Below are 18,306 nucleotides of genomic sequence, written 5' to 3'. Positions count from 1 at the left end.
GAGAGTAAAGCTCGATAAGTCTTCTTCTTGGAAGGCTTTTTTATTTTTTATTTGGGAGGGGCAGAACAATGACCGCATGGAAGATTGAAACAGTATTAGCCCAAATCGGCAATCGAAGTGAAACACAAACAGGTACGGTGAACACGCCCGTTTATTTCTCGACCGCATACAGGCATGAGGGGATTGGACAATCAACAGGCTATGACTATACTAGGACAGGAAATCCGACCCGAGAGGTTTTGGAAAAGGCCATCGCGGCCCTTGAAGGCGGTGAGCAAGGCTTTGCCTATAGTTCTGGCATGGCAGCCATCCATGCTTTGCTCACATTATTCGAACCGGGTGATGAGATCCTTGTTTCAGCTGATTTATATGGTGGTACATATCGTTTATTCGAAAAAACCTGGAAGAAATACGGCATCACTTTTGTTCAATGCCAGTCCTATAGAGATTTTGCTGAATCCATTTCAAGTCAGACAAAAGCCTTTTTTATTGAAACACCGACAAACCCTTTAATGCAGGAAATCGATATCCGGGCAATTGCTGATTTAAGTCAAGAGAATAACCTCCTTTTGATTGTTGATAATACCTTTTACACACCAATCTTGCAGCGTCCGCTTGAACTCGGTGCTGATATTGTTGTTCACAGTGCGACAAAATATATTGCCGGTCATAATGATGTTCTTGCTGGCCTCATTGCTGCAAAGGGAGAGGATGTCTGCCAAAAGCTTGATGAATATCAAAATGCAACAGGGGCTATCCTTTCGCCATTTGATTCCTGGCTTGTCATGAGAGGAATGAAGACATTGAGCCTTCGCATGAAGCAGCATGAGGAGAACGCTGGGAAAATCGCGGCTTTCTTACAGGAGCGGGAGGAGGTCATCGATGTCCTCTATCCGGGAAAAGGCGGCATGATTTCGTTTAGGCTTCAATCTGAGAAATGGGTCAATCACTTCCTGAAAAGCCTTGGTGTCATCACCTTCGCAGAGAGTCTTGGAGGGGTTGAAAGCCTTATGACCTACCCGGCTACACAAACGCATGCCGATATCCCGGAGGAGGTCCGCATAGCAGGTGGTGTTTGTAACCGGCTGCTCCGCTTCTCCGTTGGTATCGAACATGCTGATGATTTAATTGCCGACCTGAAGAACGCCTTTGAAGCGGTTAGCAGCAAACAAGTGCAAGCATAATATCCGTTCAGCCAGTCCATTTTGCAGGGCTGGCTTTTCTTATGGAGTAATGATGGTGATTTTAGGAAAATGTAAGAGATAAGCAGCTTAAAGCTGGCAAGAAGGAAAAAACGGGTGAAGAAGCGGAAATCTTCTGTCTTAAATGGTAGAATAGCTGTAAAATTATTTGTAAAGACATCTCGCATGATTTTTTGTTATGCTGATGACAGTCCAACCATAAATTCAGAGGAGTGATTCGGTTGAAGGCGCTGATTAATATCGATTATACATACGACTTTGTGGCAGATGAGGGAAGATTGACCTGCGGTGAGCCAGGGCAGCGAATTGAGGATTATATTGTTTCATTGACAGAAGAATTCATTAAACGGAAGGATTATGTCGTATTTGCCATTGATGTGCATGAAGAGAATGATCCTTACCACCCGGAAACGAAATTGTTCCCGCCCCATAATATCCGTTTCACTGCTGGCAGAGATTTATTTGGAAATCTGCAAAATGTGTATAATAGGAACAAGGACGAAGACCATGTCCTTTGGATTGACAAGACGCGTTATTCTGCTTTCGCCGGCACGGACCTTGATATCAAGCTTCGTGAGCGGGGAATCACCGAGCTTCATTTAGTCGGGGTTTGTACAGATATTTGTGTCCTCCATACAGCGGTGGATGCTTACAATAAAGGCTACAAGATCATCGTCCATAAAGATGGAGTGGCAAGCTTCAATGAGGCCGGCCATCAATGGGCTCTTGGCCATTTTGAACAAACACTTGGAGCAGATGTTTTATAAATTAAGGAGGAAGCTTGATGAAACACTATCAAGATGACAGCTTTGCGTTACATACAGATCTATACCAAATTAATATGATGGAAACATACTTCCGGGATGGCATCCATAACAGAAAAGCCGTCTTTGACGTTTACTTTAGACGTAACCCATTTGGGAACGGCTATGCCGTTTTTGCAGGACTTGAGCGTGTCATTACGTATATTAAAGAGCTGCGTTTTACAGACACTGATATTGAATATTTACGTAATGAAGTAGGTTATGCTGATGACTTCCTGTCCTACCTTAAGGAACTAAAATTTACAGGAACAATTAGAAGCATGAAGGAAGGGGAGCTCGTATTTGAGAATGAGCCTCTTATGCGTATTGAAGCCCCGCTAGCTCAGGCACAGCTTGTTGAGACGGCTATCCTCAATGTCGTCAACTACCAGACATTGATTGCAACAAAGGCCTCAAGGCTCACCATGGTAGCCGATGGCGATCCATTATTTGAGTTTGGGACAAGAAGAGCTCAGGAAACCGAAGCGGCCATTTGGGGGACACGCGCGGCCTTTATCGGCGGATTCCAAGCGACAAGCAATGTCCGCGCAGGTAAATTATTCGGCATACCAGTCGTAGGAACGCATGCCCATGCCCTTGTCCAAACCTATCGTGACGAATACACAGCCTTCAAGAAATACGCGGAATCCCATTATGACTGCACCTTCCTCGTCGACACCTATGACACATTACGCTCAGGTGTACCGACAGCCATCAAGGTTGCCAAGGAAATGGGTGACAAGATTAAATTCAAAGCCATCCGCCTAGACAGCGGCGACTTAGCTTACCTATCTAAAAAAGCAAGAATCATGCTGGATGAAGCCGGCTATACCGACACGATGATCACCGCCTCTAATGACCTGGATGAAGTAACTATTCTCAACCTGAAAGCCCAAGGTGCCAAAATTGACATGTGGGGTGTCGGTACAAAGCTCATCACTGCTTATGACCAGCCGGCATTAGGTGCTGTTTACAAAATGGTCAGCATTGAAGATGATAACGGAAGAATGGCTGACACCATCAAAATCAGCGGAAACCCTGAAAAAGTTACAACACCAGGGATGAAAAACGTTTACCGTATCATCAACCGTGAAACCAAAAAATCCGAGGGGGACTACATCACCCTAGACGGCGAAAACCCGCAGGAAGAAAAAATATTGACTATGTTCCATCCAGTGCACACCTTCATCTGCAAGGAAGTCACCGACTTCGAAGCCGTGCCGCTGCATGAAACTATTTTCGAAAACGGCGAACTGAAATATAAAACACCAGAGCTCACTGATATCCAGAAATTTGCCCATGATAACCTCTCCTTGCTATGGGATGAATACAAACGTTTCTTGAATCCGGAGAAATACCCGGTTGACCTCAGTCCAAAATGCTGGGAAAACAAGCGTGTCCTTATTCAGGAAGTACAGGATCAGGTTAGACGGAACCGAGAGATTGTTAAGAACTGGAAGGATGAATAACGGGATAAATATCTCAGAATTTAAACAGGCGGAATAACCGCCTGTTTTTTTTTACAAATTTATAAATGATATTTAGTCGGTAATACAATCCGGTAAAATCCACAATAAAACTCTTTTACTAAAATTTTACTAAAATTTTATTGACAGTATAATCTTGGAAAAGCTAGAATTGAATTGTAAACGCTGTCATTAAAAAGGGGGATACATACGTGAAAAAATTTAAGCTGTTAGGTTTTGTATTAATTCTTAGTTTAGTATTAAGTGCTTGCAGTAGCAGCAGTTCCTCTGATTCAAAGGATGGGAAGAAAGAAATCACCGCATGGGCTTGGAATATCAATGTACCAGTCTTGGAGAAAGCGGCAGAAGAATTTGAGAAGGAAAATCCGGATTTCAAATTGAATGTTGTAGAACTTGGACGTGAAGATGTTTATTCAAAATTAACGACTGGACTTCAGGCTGGCGGTAAAGGGCTACCTGATATAGTTCTGGTGGAGGATGATCGTATTCAAGGATATTTTGAATCTTTCCCAGATGCATTCATGAATGTTTCTGAAAGCGGATTCGAAGAGCATGCCGATAAATTTGCCAGTTTCAAAATTGATTTATTAACACAGGAAGACGGAAGTGTATACGGGTTCCCATTTGATGCTGGCCCGACCGGTGTCTTCTATCGAACAGATTTCTTTGAAGTAGCTGGCGTTAATCCGGATGATATCGAAACATGGGATGATTTCGTTGAAGCAGGTAAAACAATCAAAGACAAAGTCGGTGTAGATATGATTGGGCTGGACTTAAATGGCGACGATGGTTTATACCGAATGATTATGAACCAGCAAGGATCTTTGTACTTCGATGATAAAGGGGAGATTGATTTCCTGTCTGATGCATCAAAAAATGCAATGGATGTCTTGAAGAAAATCAATGATGCTGACCTTATCAAGAATACAGTAGGCTGGGATGCCTGGATTAGTGCAATGGCCAATGGTGATGTGGCTACAGCTCCATCAGGTGCATGGTTATCTGGATCTCTTACACAGCAGGCAGTGGATTCTTCCGGTAAATGGGGTGTCTTCCAATTGCCATCTGTTGAAGAAGGCGGAAATAGAGCAGCAAACCTTGGAGGAAGTAACTACGTTATTCTTGATAGCAGTGAGAATAAAGATGAAGCATACAAATTCATGGAGTATTTCGCCACATCTGATGAGGCCCAATTAGATGCAATGGCAGGTGGATTGTTCCCATCTCTAAACACGATTTATGATAATGAGGTATTTACCGCAGAGGATGAATATTTCTCTAACCAGACAATTTGGCAGCTATTTGCTGATGAAATGAATGACATCCCTTCTGTCAACTATACAAGCAATTACACCCTTGCTCAGGATGAGGCAGAAAAAGCCCAATCTGAAATTTTTAACGGCGGGAAAATTGATAAGGCATTAGAAAAAGCTAAGAGCAGGTTGGAAAACCGTATAGGCAAGTAGTCAAAAAGAGGGGGTTGAATGGAAACATTCAACCCTTTGTTTAAGAAGGGGAAGATTGTATGAATAAACAAAAACTATTTCCGTACTTATTTATAGCTCCAGCAGCTGTTTTATTTGCCATATTCACTATTTATCCGATTGTATCTTCCTTTATCCTAAGCTTCCAAACTTCTGAACGGGGACAATATGTCTTTACTGGATTCGATAACTATAGGCGCCTCTTGGAGGATGCGATTTTTTGGAAAGCGTTAGGAAATACGTTCATTATCTTTGTTGTTCAGGTACCAATCATGTTAATACTTGCGCTTGTCTTGGCCACTTTATTAAATAACCAATTATTGAAGCTTAAAGGGTTCTTCCGGGTATCGTTCTTCCTTCCGGCGGTGACCTCGTTAGTTGCTTATTCCATCCTATTTTCAATTATGCTTCAAGAAGAGGGGATCTTTAACACTTTGCTTGGTTATTTCGGAATTGACCAAATAGGCTGGTTATCCAATCCATTCTGGGCTAAAGTCTCGATTATTCTTGCTATGACTTGGCGGTGGACCGGTTATAATATGGTCATTTTTCTGGCAGCCTTGCAAAATGTCCCTGAGGAAATGTATGAGGCGGCCTCCATTGATGGAGCAGGCAGAATCCGTAAATTCTTTTCGATAACCGTTCCATCTCTTAAGCCGGTGATTTTGTTTGCGGCAATTCTGTCTACAATCGGTACGCTGCAATTATTCGATGAGCCTTATAATCTGACAAAAGGCGGACCAGCAGATGCCACAATGTCATTAGGGCTATATATTTACCAAAACGGCTTTAACTATTTTGATTTCGGCTATGCGTCAGCTATTGCTTATGCAGTCGTAGTGCTAGTTGCGGTATTGACCTTTATTCAGTTTAAGGTTACGGGAGATGATTAATATGGCGAAAGTAGAATCCTATAAACAAGTGATAAATAAATCAGTGAGAAAAAATCGTCAAGGATTAGGTAAAAAGATTGGGATGTATACAATTCTTGCTATATTCACAGTAATTTCGATCTTTCCGTTTTATTGGATGATTATTGGGGCAACCAATCATTCAAGCAAAATGTTCTCTAAGACGCCGACATTAATGCCTGGCAATGAATTCATGACCAATTTCTCCAATTTAAATGAATCAATTGATATTGTCAGAGTCATGACCAATTCCTTAATCGTGTCAGGAGTCTATGTGATTGTTGCGTTATTTGTTTGTTCAACAGCAGCTTATGTTATCGCCAAATATCAATTCAGGGGACGTAATTTGATTTTCACATTGTTCTTAATGTCCATGATGATTCCATATCAGGCTACTTTAATCCCTTTATTTAGAATGATGACGAATCTCGATTTGCTCAATACTTATGCAGCTTTGATTTTACCAACCGTATGCTATCCATTTGCTATCTTTTTGATGAGGCAGAATTTCTTGGCTTTCCCAACAGAGTTAATTGAGGCTGCGAGGATAGATGGGGCAGGAGAGACGAAGATTTTCTTCCGTATTGTTTTGCCTTCGATGAAACCAGCATTGGCAGCAACGGCTATCTTCTTGTTTATGGCCCAATGGAATAACTTCATGTGGCCGCTCGTTGCGACAACATCAAGTGATATGTATACATTTCCGGTGGCCTTATCCAGTTTGATTGGTTTGTCTATTATTGATTACGGTCAAGTAATGACAGGTGTAACATTGGCAACGGTGCCAATCATCATCTTCTTCCTTGCCCTCCAAAAACATTTCATTTCCGGCATGCTTGGCAGTGCTGTGAAATAAGGGGGACGTGACTATGCTGAAAACTGAAGGGAATCAATTTATGTTAGACGGGAAGCCGGTCCAAATTCTCTCAGGAGCCATCCATTATTTCAGAGTGGTGCCTGAGCATTGGAAAGACCGTCTATTAAAGCTGAAAGCCTGTGGACTAAATACGGTTGAGACCTATCTTCCATGGAATCTGCATGAGCCAAAGAAAGGAGAGTTTCACTTCTCCGGCTTGGCTGATGTGGAAGCCTTTGTGGAATTAGCAGGGAGACTTGGTCTGTACGTCATCCTTAGACCGTCTCCTTATATTTGTGCGGAATGGGAATTTGGCGGATTGCCAGCTTGGCTCCTCAAGGATAAAAATATGGAACTACGCTGTTCGAATGAAGAATTTATGAAGCATGTCAGTGATTATTACGATGAGCTGATTCCAAGGCTGGCTAAATATCAATATTCCCTTGGCGGTCAGGTGATTGCCTTTCAAATTGAAAATGAATATGGTGCTTACGGTAATGACAAGCAATACTTATCGTTTTTGAAGCATGCATTAATGGACAGGGGAATCACGAGCCTGTTATTTACGTCAGATGGTCCTGAGATGATTGAGGCAGGATCCTTGCCTGATGTATTAACAACGGTGAACTTTGGATCGAAGCCAACCGAAGCGTTTGAGAAAGTAGAGAATTTTAAGGCTGATCATCCAAAGATGTGCATGGAATTCTGGATTGGCTGGTTTGACCATTGGGGTGGTGAACATCATACCCGATCAGGGACGGATGTCGCCGAGACATTAAGGCAGATGTTAGAGAGCGGGGCATCAATCAATTTCTATATGTTCCATGGAGGAACAAATTTCGGCTGCATGAACGGGGCCAATCATTATGAAGAATATACACCGACAATCACAAGTTATGATTATGATGCCCTGCTGACGGAATCGGGAGAAATTACGGAGAAATACCGTCTTGTTCAGCAAGTGATTAAGGATTATGCAGAAGTGCCTGATGTAAAGATAGACCAACCGCCCGCTCATGGGTATGGGCAAGTAACGATGGAGGAAGTATGCAGTTTATTTGATACTTTGGAAGCCGTTTATGAAAAGAAGATTCACTCTCATCCATTATCGATGGAGCAATTGGGCCAGAACTATGGATTAACTGTGTATAAGACCATCTTGCCTTTTAATGGAACCTTCGAAATGGATACGGCTCCGATTCGAGACCGTGCCTATATTTATTTGAATGGCAAGTTAACGAATATCATCTATCGTAATGACAAAGAAAAGACTATTCAATTGATGGCAAATCAAGAGGAAAATGTGCTTGAAATCGTTGTCGAGAATATGGGACGTGTCAATTATGGCAAGCATTTGAAGGATTCAAAGGGGATTATTTCCCCATTGTGGATTAACAATCAATTTGTCTCTGATTGGGAGATATATTCGATTGAACTTGACGATATGTCTTTGAACGGGGCAGGATGCACTGAAACTCGCTATCCGAAATTTTACCGTGGACTGCTGCAAGCTGATGTATGCAGGGATACGTTCATTTCTATGGAAGGCTGGAAGAAAGGATATGTGTTCATAAATGGATTCAATTTAGGACGCTATTGGGAAGAAGGCCCGCAAAAGACATTGTATGTACCTGGTCCTTGTTTGAAAGAAGGGGAAAATGAGATTATCATTCTCGAGCTTGAAGGTACAGAAACAGAGGTAATTACCTTGAAGGAACAAGCTAATTTGGGTTAGGAGGCGGGTAAGGAATGTACATACAAGTAACCAATAACGGCACTCAGTTCCATCTTTCTAACGGCAAGCTCAGCTATCTATTCCATGTTATGAAAAATGGGCATCTTGGTCATTTGTACTATGGGAAATCGATACGAGGGCGTGAAGATTTTTCGCGGCTTCAGGCTTATCAAGTCCCAACTGGCAACAGTACACATCTAGAAGATGATTCTGCTTTCTCGATTGAATCCTTTAGACAGGAATTCCCTTGCTATGGGAAGGGAGATTTCCGCGATCCAGCTCTCAGCTTGCGTAAGCCTGATGGTAGTCATACGGTGAATTTCGTCTATAAGAAGTATGAGATTATATCCGGGAAACCAACTATTCCTGGAATGCCAGCGACATATGCCGGAGATGAAGAGGCAAGTACGCTTCAAGTCATACTTGAGGAGAAGCATCTTCGGCTTGAGCTTATTTTGAATTACACGATTTTTCACAAGCTGCCAGTTATTACTCGTTCAGCATCGCTGAAAAATTACGGCAGTGACCGAATCTATATTGAAAAACTCATGAGTGCTTCTGTTGATTTTCCAGATAAGGATTTTAACCTAGTTCATCTTGCTGGAGCATGGACAAGAGAGTGTCAGATTAAAACGCGCAAGCTTGAATCAGGCATTCAATCAATAGCAAGCACACGAGGGGCGAGTTCCCATCACCATAATCCGTTTCTAGCATTGAAACGACCTCACGTGACTGAGCATACGGGAGAGGTATTTGGATTTAATTTTGTTTACAGCAGTAATTTTCTTGCTCAGGCAGAAGTGGACCATTATGAAAATACCCGCGTATTACTCGGCATCAATCCGTTCCGATTTGAATGGCGTCTTGAGCCGAAGGAACTCTTTCACTCCCCTGAAGCGGTCATGGTCTATTCCAAACACGGAATGAATGGAATGAGCCAGACGTTTCATGACCTATACAGAAATCATCTAATCCCCAAACGCTGGCGCAAGGAAATTCGCCCTATTCTCATTAACAATTGGGAAGCAACCTATTTTGATTTCAATGAAGAAAAACTTCTGTCGATTGCAGATAAAGCGAAGAATCTGGGCATTGAATTATTTGTCCTTGATGATGGCTGGTTCGGCAATAGAAATAATGACACCTCGTCACTTGGAGATTGGACAGTTGATAAGGAAAAATTGCCAGGCGGGCTCAAGCGTTTGGCTGATGAGGTAAGAATGCTCGGATTGAAATTTGGTCTTTGGTTTGAGCCGGAAATGGTCAGCCCGAAAAGCCATTTGTTTGAGGCACATCCGGATTGGGCAATTGGAACACCAGGAGATCAGCCGACGTTGAGCCGGAATCAACGGGTGCTTGACTTTTCCAGAGATGAAGTCGTCGAATATATATACTCTCAAATGGCTCAAGTCATTCGAGATACGGAATTATCTTATATTAAATGGGATATGAATCGGTATATTACCGAAGCATATTCTGCCGGGCTTGCGGCAGACTGCCAAGATGAATTCTTCCATCGTTATATATTAGGTGTCTACAAGCTTTATGATCGATTGACAAGCGAATTTCCATCTATCTTGTTTGAATCATGTGCTGGAGGAGGCGGCAGGGTGGACCCAGGGTTGCTTTATTATGCACCACAAGCGTGGATCAGCGATAATACGGATGCGGTTGAACGGTTAAAGATTCAATACGGAACATCATTGACCTATCCAATCTATAGTATGGGCTCTCATGTTTCTGCTGTTCCAAATCATCAGACATTGCGTGATACGAGTCTTTCCATGCGTGCTGACGTTGCCTATTTTGGCACCTTTGGATATGAATTGGATCCCAATCGGCTAACAGATGAGGAACAGAAAGAGATCATCTCTCAGGTTGAGTTATACAAGCAGCATCGATTATTGATTCGAGATGGAGACTTTTATCGGTTGAAAAGCCCGTTCGAGACAAATGAAACGGCCTGGATGATTGTAAGTAAAGATAAAAGCGAGGCTTTAGTCGGTTTTTATCAAATTCGGGCAATACCTAATTGGAAAAGGATGCAGAACCTTCGTCTAGCCGGGTTGAAGAAAGATTATGAATATATGATACAGGGACAAGCTTTTTATGGTGATGAATTAATGGCGATTGGTCTTCCACTTCCGGAAGAGTTCAATGGAGTCAACCGTTTAACAGCAAAAAGAGGCGGAGATTACCAGTCCCAACTATTTTATGTGCAGCAGAAAAGAGAAATGGGAGGTTAATTGGCATGTACTTAGGAGTTGACTATTATCCAGAGCATTGGGATTTTGTTTCAATAGATACTGATTTACAGCGTATGAAAGAGATGGGTGTAAACATTATCCGGATTGGTGAGTTTGCATGGCATATGATGGAGCAAGAGGAAGGTTTGTTTGATTTTAGTTTTTTCGATCAAGTTATTGAAAAGGCTAAAGAATATGGTGTCAAAGTGATGTTTGGAACTCCTACTGCCACCTTCCCAGCATGGCTTGGACAGAAATATCCTTCAATTTATTTAAAGGATGAAAACGGCCAAAAGATGAGCTTTGGGGGCAGGCGGCAATACTGCTATAATTCATCGAAATATAACGAGCTCTCCCTCAGAATTGTTGAGAAGCTTGTTTTGCATTACAAGGATGAAAAGCAAATCATCTCTTGGCAAATTGATAATGAATTAGGTCATGAAGGCAGTGATATGTGTTTTTGTGATGAATGTCATCAACAATTTCAGCAATACCTTAAAGAAAAGTATGAGACCATTCAAGAACTCAATCTTCGATGGGGAACCATTTTTTGGGGGCAAAGCTATAATCAATTCTCAGAAATTCCTCTGCCTCTTAAGACAATAACGGTTCATAATCCTTCAATGCTGCTTGAATGGGCAAGATTCCGTTCTTTTTCATTAGGAAGATTTGCACGTAAGCATATCAATCTAGTAAAAAAACTGAAAGGTGACCATCAAACTGTAACGACAAACCTTCCTGGAGGATTTTTTGAGAAATGGTTTGACCATAATGAATTCTCAAGAGAGTTAGACTTCGTCTCTTATGATCATTATCCAGTATGGGGTGGATTAGCTGAGCCGGTAACACCAGCACAATTATCGATGTCCTTAGATTTTGTAAGAGGGCTTAAAAGAGAGAATTTTTGGATTGTAGAGCAATTAATGGGAGCGCAAGGACATGATATCATTGGATATCTGCCAAGGCCTGGACAATCAATAGCTTGGTCTTATCATGCTTTTGCTCATGGCTGCAATAATATGATATATTTCCGTTGGCGCGGAATGAATCGCGGCGCAGAACAAAATTGTTTAGGCATCATAGACGCTAATAATCGCCTTTCAAGAAAATATTATGAGGTTCAAAAATTCTTTGCTGAGATTCATCATTACCAAGACATTATTGATAGCCCTATTCAAGCAGAGACGGCAGTTCTGTATGATTTTGATAATATTTGGTCTTGGCGGTCCCAGAGGGAGAATCCAGCCATTGATTTTTCGAATGAAGTCCTTCGTTTGTATGAGCCGTTTTATCAACTAAATACTACTATTGATGTGATTCGGTATGACCATGATTTTTCAGGCTATAAAGTATTACTGGTGCCAATCTTGAAATTAATTGATAAGCAATTGGCGAAAAGGCTGGAAGAATTTGTGGCAGGCGGCGGCACACTCGTCATGTCGTATCGTGCTGGAGTAAAGGATAGAGATAACAATATCCGATTCGGTAAAACGATTCCAGGGCTGTTGGCTGAGTTGTTAGGAATTGAAGTGGATGAATCAGAATCCTTGCATCAAGGAAGAAGTGCCCGCATCATAGATTCTGAAGGCAATATAAGTAATTGTACGATTTGGAGAGATATGGTTCGTCCAACGACGGCTAAAATATTGAATCAGTATGAGGATCCTTTTTATTCAAACTATGCCTGTGTTACAGAGAATTGCTATGGCAAAGGGAAAGCCTACTATATTGGTGGTGGAATTGAAGCATCTGTACTAAGTTCAATAAGTCAGACGATTGCAAATGAAGTCAATCTCACTATGTATGAATCTGACAAAGGAATAGAGGTCGTCGAACGAGTTGTAAATGATCAAAAATATTTAATGGTCGTTAATCACTTGGAGACAGAAGGAAGCTATCATGGGATATCAATTACCCCATATGGTCATATCCTATGTCTGCTGGATGAAGAAGGGATGATTCGTCCATGCAATTTGTCAGAGACCTTGAATTAATCAATTAATAGAATAGTCACTTGCCGAGTGTTCAGGAGGATAAAAAAATGGCTACTATCAAGGATATTGCTGAAAAAGCAGGGGTATCAATTGCTACTGTATCAAGGGTATTAAATTATGATAATACCCTTTCAGTCAGTGATGAAACAAAGCGAAGAGTGTTTGAAGCAGCAGAGGAATTATCCTATAAAAAAGCCCCCTCACGGAAAATCAATTTGCCTAAGGTCGCTATCATTAATTGGTATACAGACAAAGAGGAATTGGATGATTTGTATTATATGTCTATCCGAATTGGAGCCGAAAATGCTTGTCAGGATTTGCAACTGCAATCAATGAAATACACGTATCAAGAAATACAAAGGATTAATGATGAAGATATTGCGGGAATAATTGCTATTGGCAAGTTCAGAAAGAAACAGGTTGAAGAGATAAGTAACCTTACATCCAATGCTGTATTCGTCGATTTCAATCCGGATGAGGATAAATTCGACTCCGTTATTATTGATTTAAGGAGAGCGACAGAAAAGATTTTAAAGCACTTGATTAATAAAGGGCATAAAAATATCGGTTATATTGGCGGTCATGAATCATATATGGATGAAGGAATGGATATTGAGGATGTCCGTATTGATGCTTTTCGAACATTTTTGGCGGAGATGGATATTCTGGATGAAAGTTCAATCTATACAGGCTTTTTTACCGTGGATGAGGGATACCAGTTAATGAAGAGGGCTATTCATGAAAAAGGAGAGCAGCTTCCGACGGCCTTCTTTGCAGGAAACGATTCCATGGCAATCGGATGCTTGAAAGCCTTACATGAGGAAAATATCTCTGTTCCAGAACGTGTAAACATAATAGGATTGAATGACACGAGTATAGCCAAATTTGTCTACCCCGCTTTAAGCACCATTAAGGTTCATACAGAGATGATGGGAGAGACGGCAGTAAGGCTGCTGTTCGAAAGAATGAAAGACGACCGAAGTGTCCCTAAAAAGGTGGTTATCCCAACTGAATTAATAATAAGGGATTCAAGCTTTTAAACTAGGAACGTATCTTATAAAGAGAGTTGTTTTCAACCTCCTCATTTATGAGGTGTCAAGATTGTGAATTTTCACTAAATTCGTTTACGCTTTAACGCATTAATGTTAAAATGAAGGTGTTATCGTACGCGATGACCTCCTAAAGGGAAATGTATAGAAGCCGCTCCTGATTGATATGCTGGGGGCGGTGCTTTTTTGTGTGCAAAGAAATCGGAGGTCTTAGTATTTTTATATAATATTAAGGATTTTGCCATTAATAAAGAATCGACTTGGGCTTGTCCAATATTGTAGAAAGATCAATCCTGTTTTAAGCAAAGAAAATCAGTAAAGTCGACTCATAGCAAGGGTTGAAAGCTTGTTGTATAATATTGGAAATAAGGATAAGAAGGTGGGGACATGAATGTTGGTTCGCTGATTAAATATTATCGAACAAAGCAGGGAATGACACAAAGTGAACTGGTGGAAGGCATTTGCTCGGTACCTCATCTTAGCAAAATCGAGAATAATGGGAAGGAGGCGAATGAACAAACCATTGATTTGCTTTTGAATAGGCTTGGCGCGAATTTGAAGGAAGTGCAACAAAAGAATGGGATGATAGAGGAGCTGCTCGATGAGTGGATCCATAATATCAATTATTTGCAGGTAGATAAAGCAAGAGGACTATATGAACGGCTTTCAGAGCTGTCAGGCTTTATTGCTTATACGCCGCATCTCTATTTGTACGAGCTTTATAAGCTAAGGTATTATCTTTTGGTGCGCGAGATTGAGGAGGCGAAGCTGCATTATAAGTGGCTTGAGAAGCATAAGAAGAATTTCTCCTACCAAGAGTTGTACCTATTTCACTACTATCATGCCATTTGTTTGATTGTCCAGAATAAGTATCGTCAAGCGAATGATGTTTTGGATGATTTGGTCCTTTCTCAAGGGGAGGGTGTCAATGCCTCTGGTGATGTGTACTATCATTTGGCTCTCGTCAAATGTCATATTGAACAGCCGGGCTACGCCATTTTTTACGGTAAGCATGCTTTGACCTCTTTTACAGCTGACTATAATATTAAGCGAATGCTCCATACGCTGATGATAATGGGAATCAGTTATACGGATTCTAATATCCATGAGGTGGCGCTGGATTGCTATAAGCATCTCGAACGGAATGCAGAGATTCTTGGAGAAATGGATATGCTGGCACTCACGTATCACAATATCGGGTATTTGAAGCAGAAGATGGGGAATTTGGCAGAAGCACGAGATTACTTCAAGAAGGCATTGGATTCGGGGATAGATGATGCCTACTCGTACATGGTCAGCTTGTATGCCTATGCAGAAACATCTTACTATCTTGAGGATTATGTTATGGCAAAAGAAAGCTTTGACCAATTAAAAAAGAATGCTGCTCGATCAAACACGAAAATCTATCAAATTCTCCCGAACTATTATTTATACATGATGGAGGGGGAAGAGGAGAGAGCCATTCGATATTTAGAAGATTATACCCTTCCTTTTTTATACGATAAGGAGCTGAGCTTTACAGATATTAGGTCGGTTAATAAAATTTTAGCTGATTATTATAAAAAAGAAGGAAAGTTTAAAGAAGCGCTGCAATATACTTATATGGAATAAGAACATAAGGGGGAGTAGAGATGAACATGAAAGCGCCCATCTTGCCGCCGGTAACTTAAATACATCGTATCTGAATACATGGGAAAAGCCGATTGCATAAGCAGTCGGCTTTTTTATGTATAAATTTTGTTGGGAAAATAAAAAAATGATAGGCACAAACACCTGTTTTGTTTTTGGTCGGGTTGGTACTTCTTCCACGGTGAAAAACAAGAGATTTGTTGAAAAATAATGTAATAAGTAAAAATATGGTAGAAATATGGTGTTATTTATTTGGGAAATTTTAGAACATTTTAACAATTCAATCTATTCATTTTTGAATTATAGTAAAATCGCTCCGTTTCCAAGAAAAAAAATAATCAATATACTAGTTTTACATCAAAGAGAGCCATCAAAAATAAATATGTGAGAGGAGAGGAAACATGAAGTCAAAAAGATTAATCAGTACGGTCGTGTTGAGTTTGGCAATGGTGTTCAGTGGAGCATCCTTCTCATCAGCAGCAGAAATGGGGAAGGCTCCGAAAGAGTCAGTTCAGAAGGAAACAATCCGGGTCCTTATTAAGGGATCTCAAAGTGAACGGGCACAGGCGAAGAAAGATATGGGTGTCCATCATGATTTCAACGGCCAAGGCTTTACAGTCGATGTCTCTGAAAAAGAGTATGAGAAGCTAGTCAAAAATAATGACATCGAAGTCAAGAAAGTACCAGAATTCAAGATTGCCGCGACCAACCAATTAAAGGCAACGTCAAGTCCTACCACTCGCGTACCTTGGGGAATAAAAGCCATTTATAATAATAGTTCACTAACGTCTACTTCGGGTGGTAGCGGCATAAAGGTCGCTGTATTGGATACAGGTGTTCTGAAAACACATAAGGATTTATCGTCCAATGTGGAGCAATGTAAAGATTTTACGACTAGCAGCACATACGTGAATAATTCTTGTGCTGACCGAAATGGACATGGTACACACGTAGCTGGTACCGTTCTTGGTAATGGCGGAGGAGGCACAGGGGTATATGGTGTTGCTCCACAAGCGAAGCTATGGGCCTATAAGGTTCTAACGGACAGCGGCTCTGGATATTCTGATGATATTGCAGCTGCTATCAGACATGCGGCCGACCAAGCCACATCGACAGGTTCGAAGCTGATTATCTCCATGTCACTCGGTTCTAGCGCAAATGATTCCTTGATCTCAAGCGCGGTAACGTATGCACAAGGAAAAGGGGTTCTTATCATTGCGGCTGCAGGCAACAGCGGTTCTGCTGCCAATACAATCGGCTACCCTGGTGCACTTGCGAATGTCGTAGCAGTAGCAGCCCTTGAAAATGTACAAGCTAATGGCACATACCGTGTGGCAAATTATTCTTCCCGCGGAAATCCGAACACAGACGGTGACTATGTAATCGGCGTGAAAGATATTGAAGTCTCTGCTCCTGGTTCAGCTGTTGAATCTACTTGGTATACAGGCGGATACAACACAATCAGCGGTACATCCATGGCAACGCCTCATGTTTCCGGCTTAGCTGCGAAAATCTGGGCGTCTAACACTGGATATACAGCAAACCAAGTTCGCACTGTGCTTCAAAACAGGGCGAAAGCCAATGACATTTTGGGTGGAGTTGGCGCCGCAGTTGGCGATGATTATGCCTCTGGCTTCGGATTCCCTCGAGTCCAATAAAACAATTCGGTTCAAAAGCAGCCTCTCCATGGACGGGAGGCTGCTTGTCACACATTAGGCCGCATCTTGTCTAACAAGAAGAAGCGGCCTTTTTTGTCTAAAAAAATCCCGATAAAGGAATTGGTTGTAATGAAAATATGGTTTCGATTAAAGGAATCGATCAATTTATTTCGTTTACTAGCCAAGAAGGGGTATATATGTCTGTATCAGCTTGGCATTATGGTCATTGCGCTTTGGACGCTGGCCTCTCTTGCCATCACCTATCGCAAGGTCTTTCTCAATCCATTTGAGGCACTGACAGTTAATGAAATGCCGGCAATGGACCAAGGATGGTTTGTCGCCATGATGACCAATATTGTCTCATCAGAGGCAAACCGCATTGTCGGAAAGGGGCTCTTGTTTTTACTGATTTGGATTCTCTTATTTTTATTCATTCCGCTCGCGACCCGGAGCCTGAAAAGATTCCGTCTTTTCCAATTTGAACTTGAACTCGAAGACAGCAATGAAGCAGAAGAATCTGATAATCTGAACATGGAAGAAAGATTCCGTCTGTTAGGAGACCTCTACAGCGATCACAGCAAAGGAACGCTCTTTCTTTTTTATCAAGAGGATGCAGGAAGAGCTGACTATGAAGGTGCCATCGCCTATTTTCTAGAGAAATACGCTGCAGAAGGATTCAAGAAGCAAGGAGTCGGCATCAATTGGGCTTTATACGAGTGGGCTGCCTTACCCGATGAATGGATGCGACTTGCCCAAATCTCAGCCGAAAAAGGAAAACCGTACATGGAGAATCAAGAATCTACAGTAAACTTCAAAAAGAAGAATATTGTGGTTTACACCTACCATCATTTGGATAAATTACTAGTATCTATCCTATGGAGCTATACATGCCGCTTTGACATCATGGATCAACAATATTTATATATCCTGCATCATTCAGCCGCAGCACAGCTCGAAAATATAGAATACGTATGCTGGATTGAACGATTAGTCAGCCAGGAAGCCATGAACGAATGTGCCTACGTAAACACAGAAGGAGTGGATTTACAAGTTGGTGGATAATATCGTCATAAGAGCCAGATTCAGTGCAGAGAAATATAGACAATTAGCGAAAATGTGCCTCGACGGGCCGAACGATGGCATTGTGGAGAATAAGCCAATACTAGAGAGTGGCTGCACAAATGAGAAATTCTATTACAAAATCAAATGAATAAACCTTCTAATCAAAGTGATGATTGGAAGGTTTATTTTT

14 protein-coding genes are annotated in these 18,306 nt (G+C 41.5%); all 14 read left to right on the top strand.

Annotation, left to right across the window (positions count from 1 at the left end; translation table 11 throughout):
- Window positions 1-68 precede the first annotated feature (68 nt).
- Window positions 69-1,184 carry a methionine biosynthesis PLP-dependent protein gene (locus tag ACY8DX_RS14880; RefSeq protein WP_462405540.1) on the top strand — a complete coding sequence of 372 codons (1,116 nt, stop codon included), beginning with the start codon at window positions 69-71 and terminating at the stop codon, window positions 1,182-1,184.
- A 233-nt stretch (window positions 1,185-1,417) separates the two neighbouring features.
- Window positions 1,418-1,969 carry a cysteine hydrolase family protein gene (locus ACY8DX_RS14875; RefSeq protein ID WP_439802926.1) on the top strand — a complete coding sequence of 184 codons (552 nt, stop codon included), beginning with the start codon at window positions 1,418-1,420 and terminating at the stop codon, window positions 1,967-1,969.
- 17 nt (window positions 1,970-1,986) lie between these two features.
- On the top strand, window positions 1,987-3,474 hold the full coding sequence (locus ACY8DX_RS14870) for a nicotinate phosphoribosyltransferase (protein WP_462405539.1): 1,488 nt from the start codon (window positions 1,987-1,989) through the stop codon (window positions 3,472-3,474).
- A gap of 209 nt (window positions 3,475-3,683) precedes the next feature.
- Entirely contained in the window at window positions 3,684-4,958 is a 1,275-nt protein-coding gene (locus ACY8DX_RS14865) for an extracellular solute-binding protein (protein WP_462405538.1), read from the top strand.
- Between the two features lie 59 nt (window positions 4,959-5,017).
- Window positions 5,018-5,869, top strand: coding sequence for a carbohydrate ABC transporter permease (locus ACY8DX_RS14860; RefSeq protein ID WP_462405537.1), 852 nt, complete (start codon window positions 5,018-5,020; stop codon window positions 5,867-5,869).
- An 82-nt stretch (window positions 5,870-5,951) separates the two neighbouring features.
- Complete coding sequence (locus ACY8DX_RS14855) at window positions 5,952-6,743, top strand: carbohydrate ABC transporter permease (RefSeq protein ID WP_462406957.1); 792 nt, start codon at window positions 5,952-5,954, stop codon at window positions 6,741-6,743.
- Between the two features lie 13 nt (window positions 6,744-6,756).
- The gene (locus ACY8DX_RS14850; RefSeq protein WP_462405536.1) at window positions 6,757-8,478 is read left to right on the top strand and encodes a glycoside hydrolase family 35 protein; all 1,722 of its coding nucleotides are present in this window, start codon (window positions 6,757-6,759) and stop codon (window positions 8,476-8,478) included.
- A gap of 14 nt (window positions 8,479-8,492) precedes the next feature.
- A complete protein-coding gene (locus tag ACY8DX_RS14845; protein WP_462405535.1) occupies window positions 8,493-10,724 on the top strand; it encodes an alpha-galactosidase in 2,232 nt (743 codons plus the stop codon).
- Between the two features lie 5 nt (window positions 10,725-10,729).
- Window positions 10,730-12,718 carry a beta-galactosidase gene (locus ACY8DX_RS14840; RefSeq protein WP_462405534.1) on the top strand — a complete coding sequence of 663 codons (1,989 nt, stop codon included), beginning with the start codon at window positions 10,730-10,732 and terminating at the stop codon, window positions 12,716-12,718.
- A gap of 47 nt (window positions 12,719-12,765) precedes the next feature.
- Window positions 12,766-13,758, top strand: coding sequence for a LacI family DNA-binding transcriptional regulator (locus tag ACY8DX_RS14835; RefSeq protein ID WP_462405533.1), 993 nt, complete (start codon window positions 12,766-12,768; stop codon window positions 13,756-13,758).
- Window positions 13,759-14,154: 396 nt separating this feature from the next.
- Window positions 14,155-15,378, top strand: coding sequence for a helix-turn-helix domain-containing protein (locus tag ACY8DX_RS14830; protein WP_462405532.1), 1,224 nt, complete (start codon window positions 14,155-14,157; stop codon window positions 15,376-15,378).
- Between the two features lie 419 nt (window positions 15,379-15,797).
- Window positions 15,798-17,054: a S8 family peptidase gene (locus tag ACY8DX_RS14825; protein ID WP_049670249.1), complete on the top strand. Its 1,257-nt coding sequence runs from the start codon at window positions 15,798-15,800 to the stop codon at window positions 17,052-17,054.
- A gap of 129 nt (window positions 17,055-17,183) precedes the next feature.
- Window positions 17,184-18,116 carry a hypothetical protein gene (locus ACY8DX_RS14820; protein WP_156185568.1) on the top strand — a complete coding sequence of 311 codons (933 nt, stop codon included), beginning with the start codon at window positions 17,184-17,186 and terminating at the stop codon, window positions 18,114-18,116.
- The gene (locus ACY8DX_RS14815) at window positions 18,109-18,264 is read left to right on the top strand and encodes a hypothetical protein (protein WP_462405531.1); all 156 of its coding nucleotides are present in this window, start codon (window positions 18,109-18,111) and stop codon (window positions 18,262-18,264) included. Before ACY8DX_RS14820 ends, ACY8DX_RS14815 begins: the two co-directional genes overlap by 8 nt.
- Window positions 18,265-18,306 lie beyond the last annotated feature (42 nt).

The sequence above is a fragment of the Gracilibacillus sp. Marseille-QA3620 genome (genome assembly GCF_054950035.1).
This window is presented reverse-complemented; position numbering and strand designations above follow the sequence as displayed.

Coding starts and splice junctions, on each gene's coding strand:
- ACY8DX_RS14880 (WP_462405540.1), top strand. CDS start 69: ATGACCGCATGGAAGATTGAAACAGTATTAGCCCAAATCGGCAATCGA.
- ACY8DX_RS14870 (WP_462405539.1), top strand. CDS start 1,987: ATGAAACACTATCAAGATGACAGCTTTGCGTTACATACAGATCTATAC.
- ACY8DX_RS14860 (WP_462405537.1), top strand. CDS start 5,018: ATGAATAAACAAAAACTATTTCCGTACTTATTTATAGCTCCAGCAGCT.
- ACY8DX_RS14855 (WP_462406957.1), top strand. CDS start 5,952: ATGTATACAATTCTTGCTATATTCACAGTAATTTCGATCTTTCCGTTT.
- ACY8DX_RS14850 (WP_462405536.1), top strand. CDS start 6,757: ATGCTGAAAACTGAAGGGAATCAATTTATGTTAGACGGGAAGCCGGTC.
- ACY8DX_RS14845 (WP_462405535.1), top strand. CDS start 8,493: ATGTACATACAAGTAACCAATAACGGCACTCAGTTCCATCTTTCTAAC.
- ACY8DX_RS14840 (WP_462405534.1), top strand. CDS start 10,730: ATGTACTTAGGAGTTGACTATTATCCAGAGCATTGGGATTTTGTTTCA.
- ACY8DX_RS14835 (WP_462405533.1), top strand. CDS start 12,766: ATGGCTACTATCAAGGATATTGCTGAAAAAGCAGGGGTATCAATTGCT.
- ACY8DX_RS14830 (WP_462405532.1), top strand. CDS start 14,155: ATGAATGTTGGTTCGCTGATTAAATATTATCGAACAAAGCAGGGAATG.
- ACY8DX_RS14825 (WP_049670249.1), top strand. CDS start 15,798: ATGAAGTCAAAAAGATTAATCAGTACGGTCGTGTTGAGTTTGGCAATG.
- ACY8DX_RS14820 (WP_156185568.1), top strand. CDS start 17,184: ATGAAAATATGGTTTCGATTAAAGGAATCGATCAATTTATTTCGTTTA.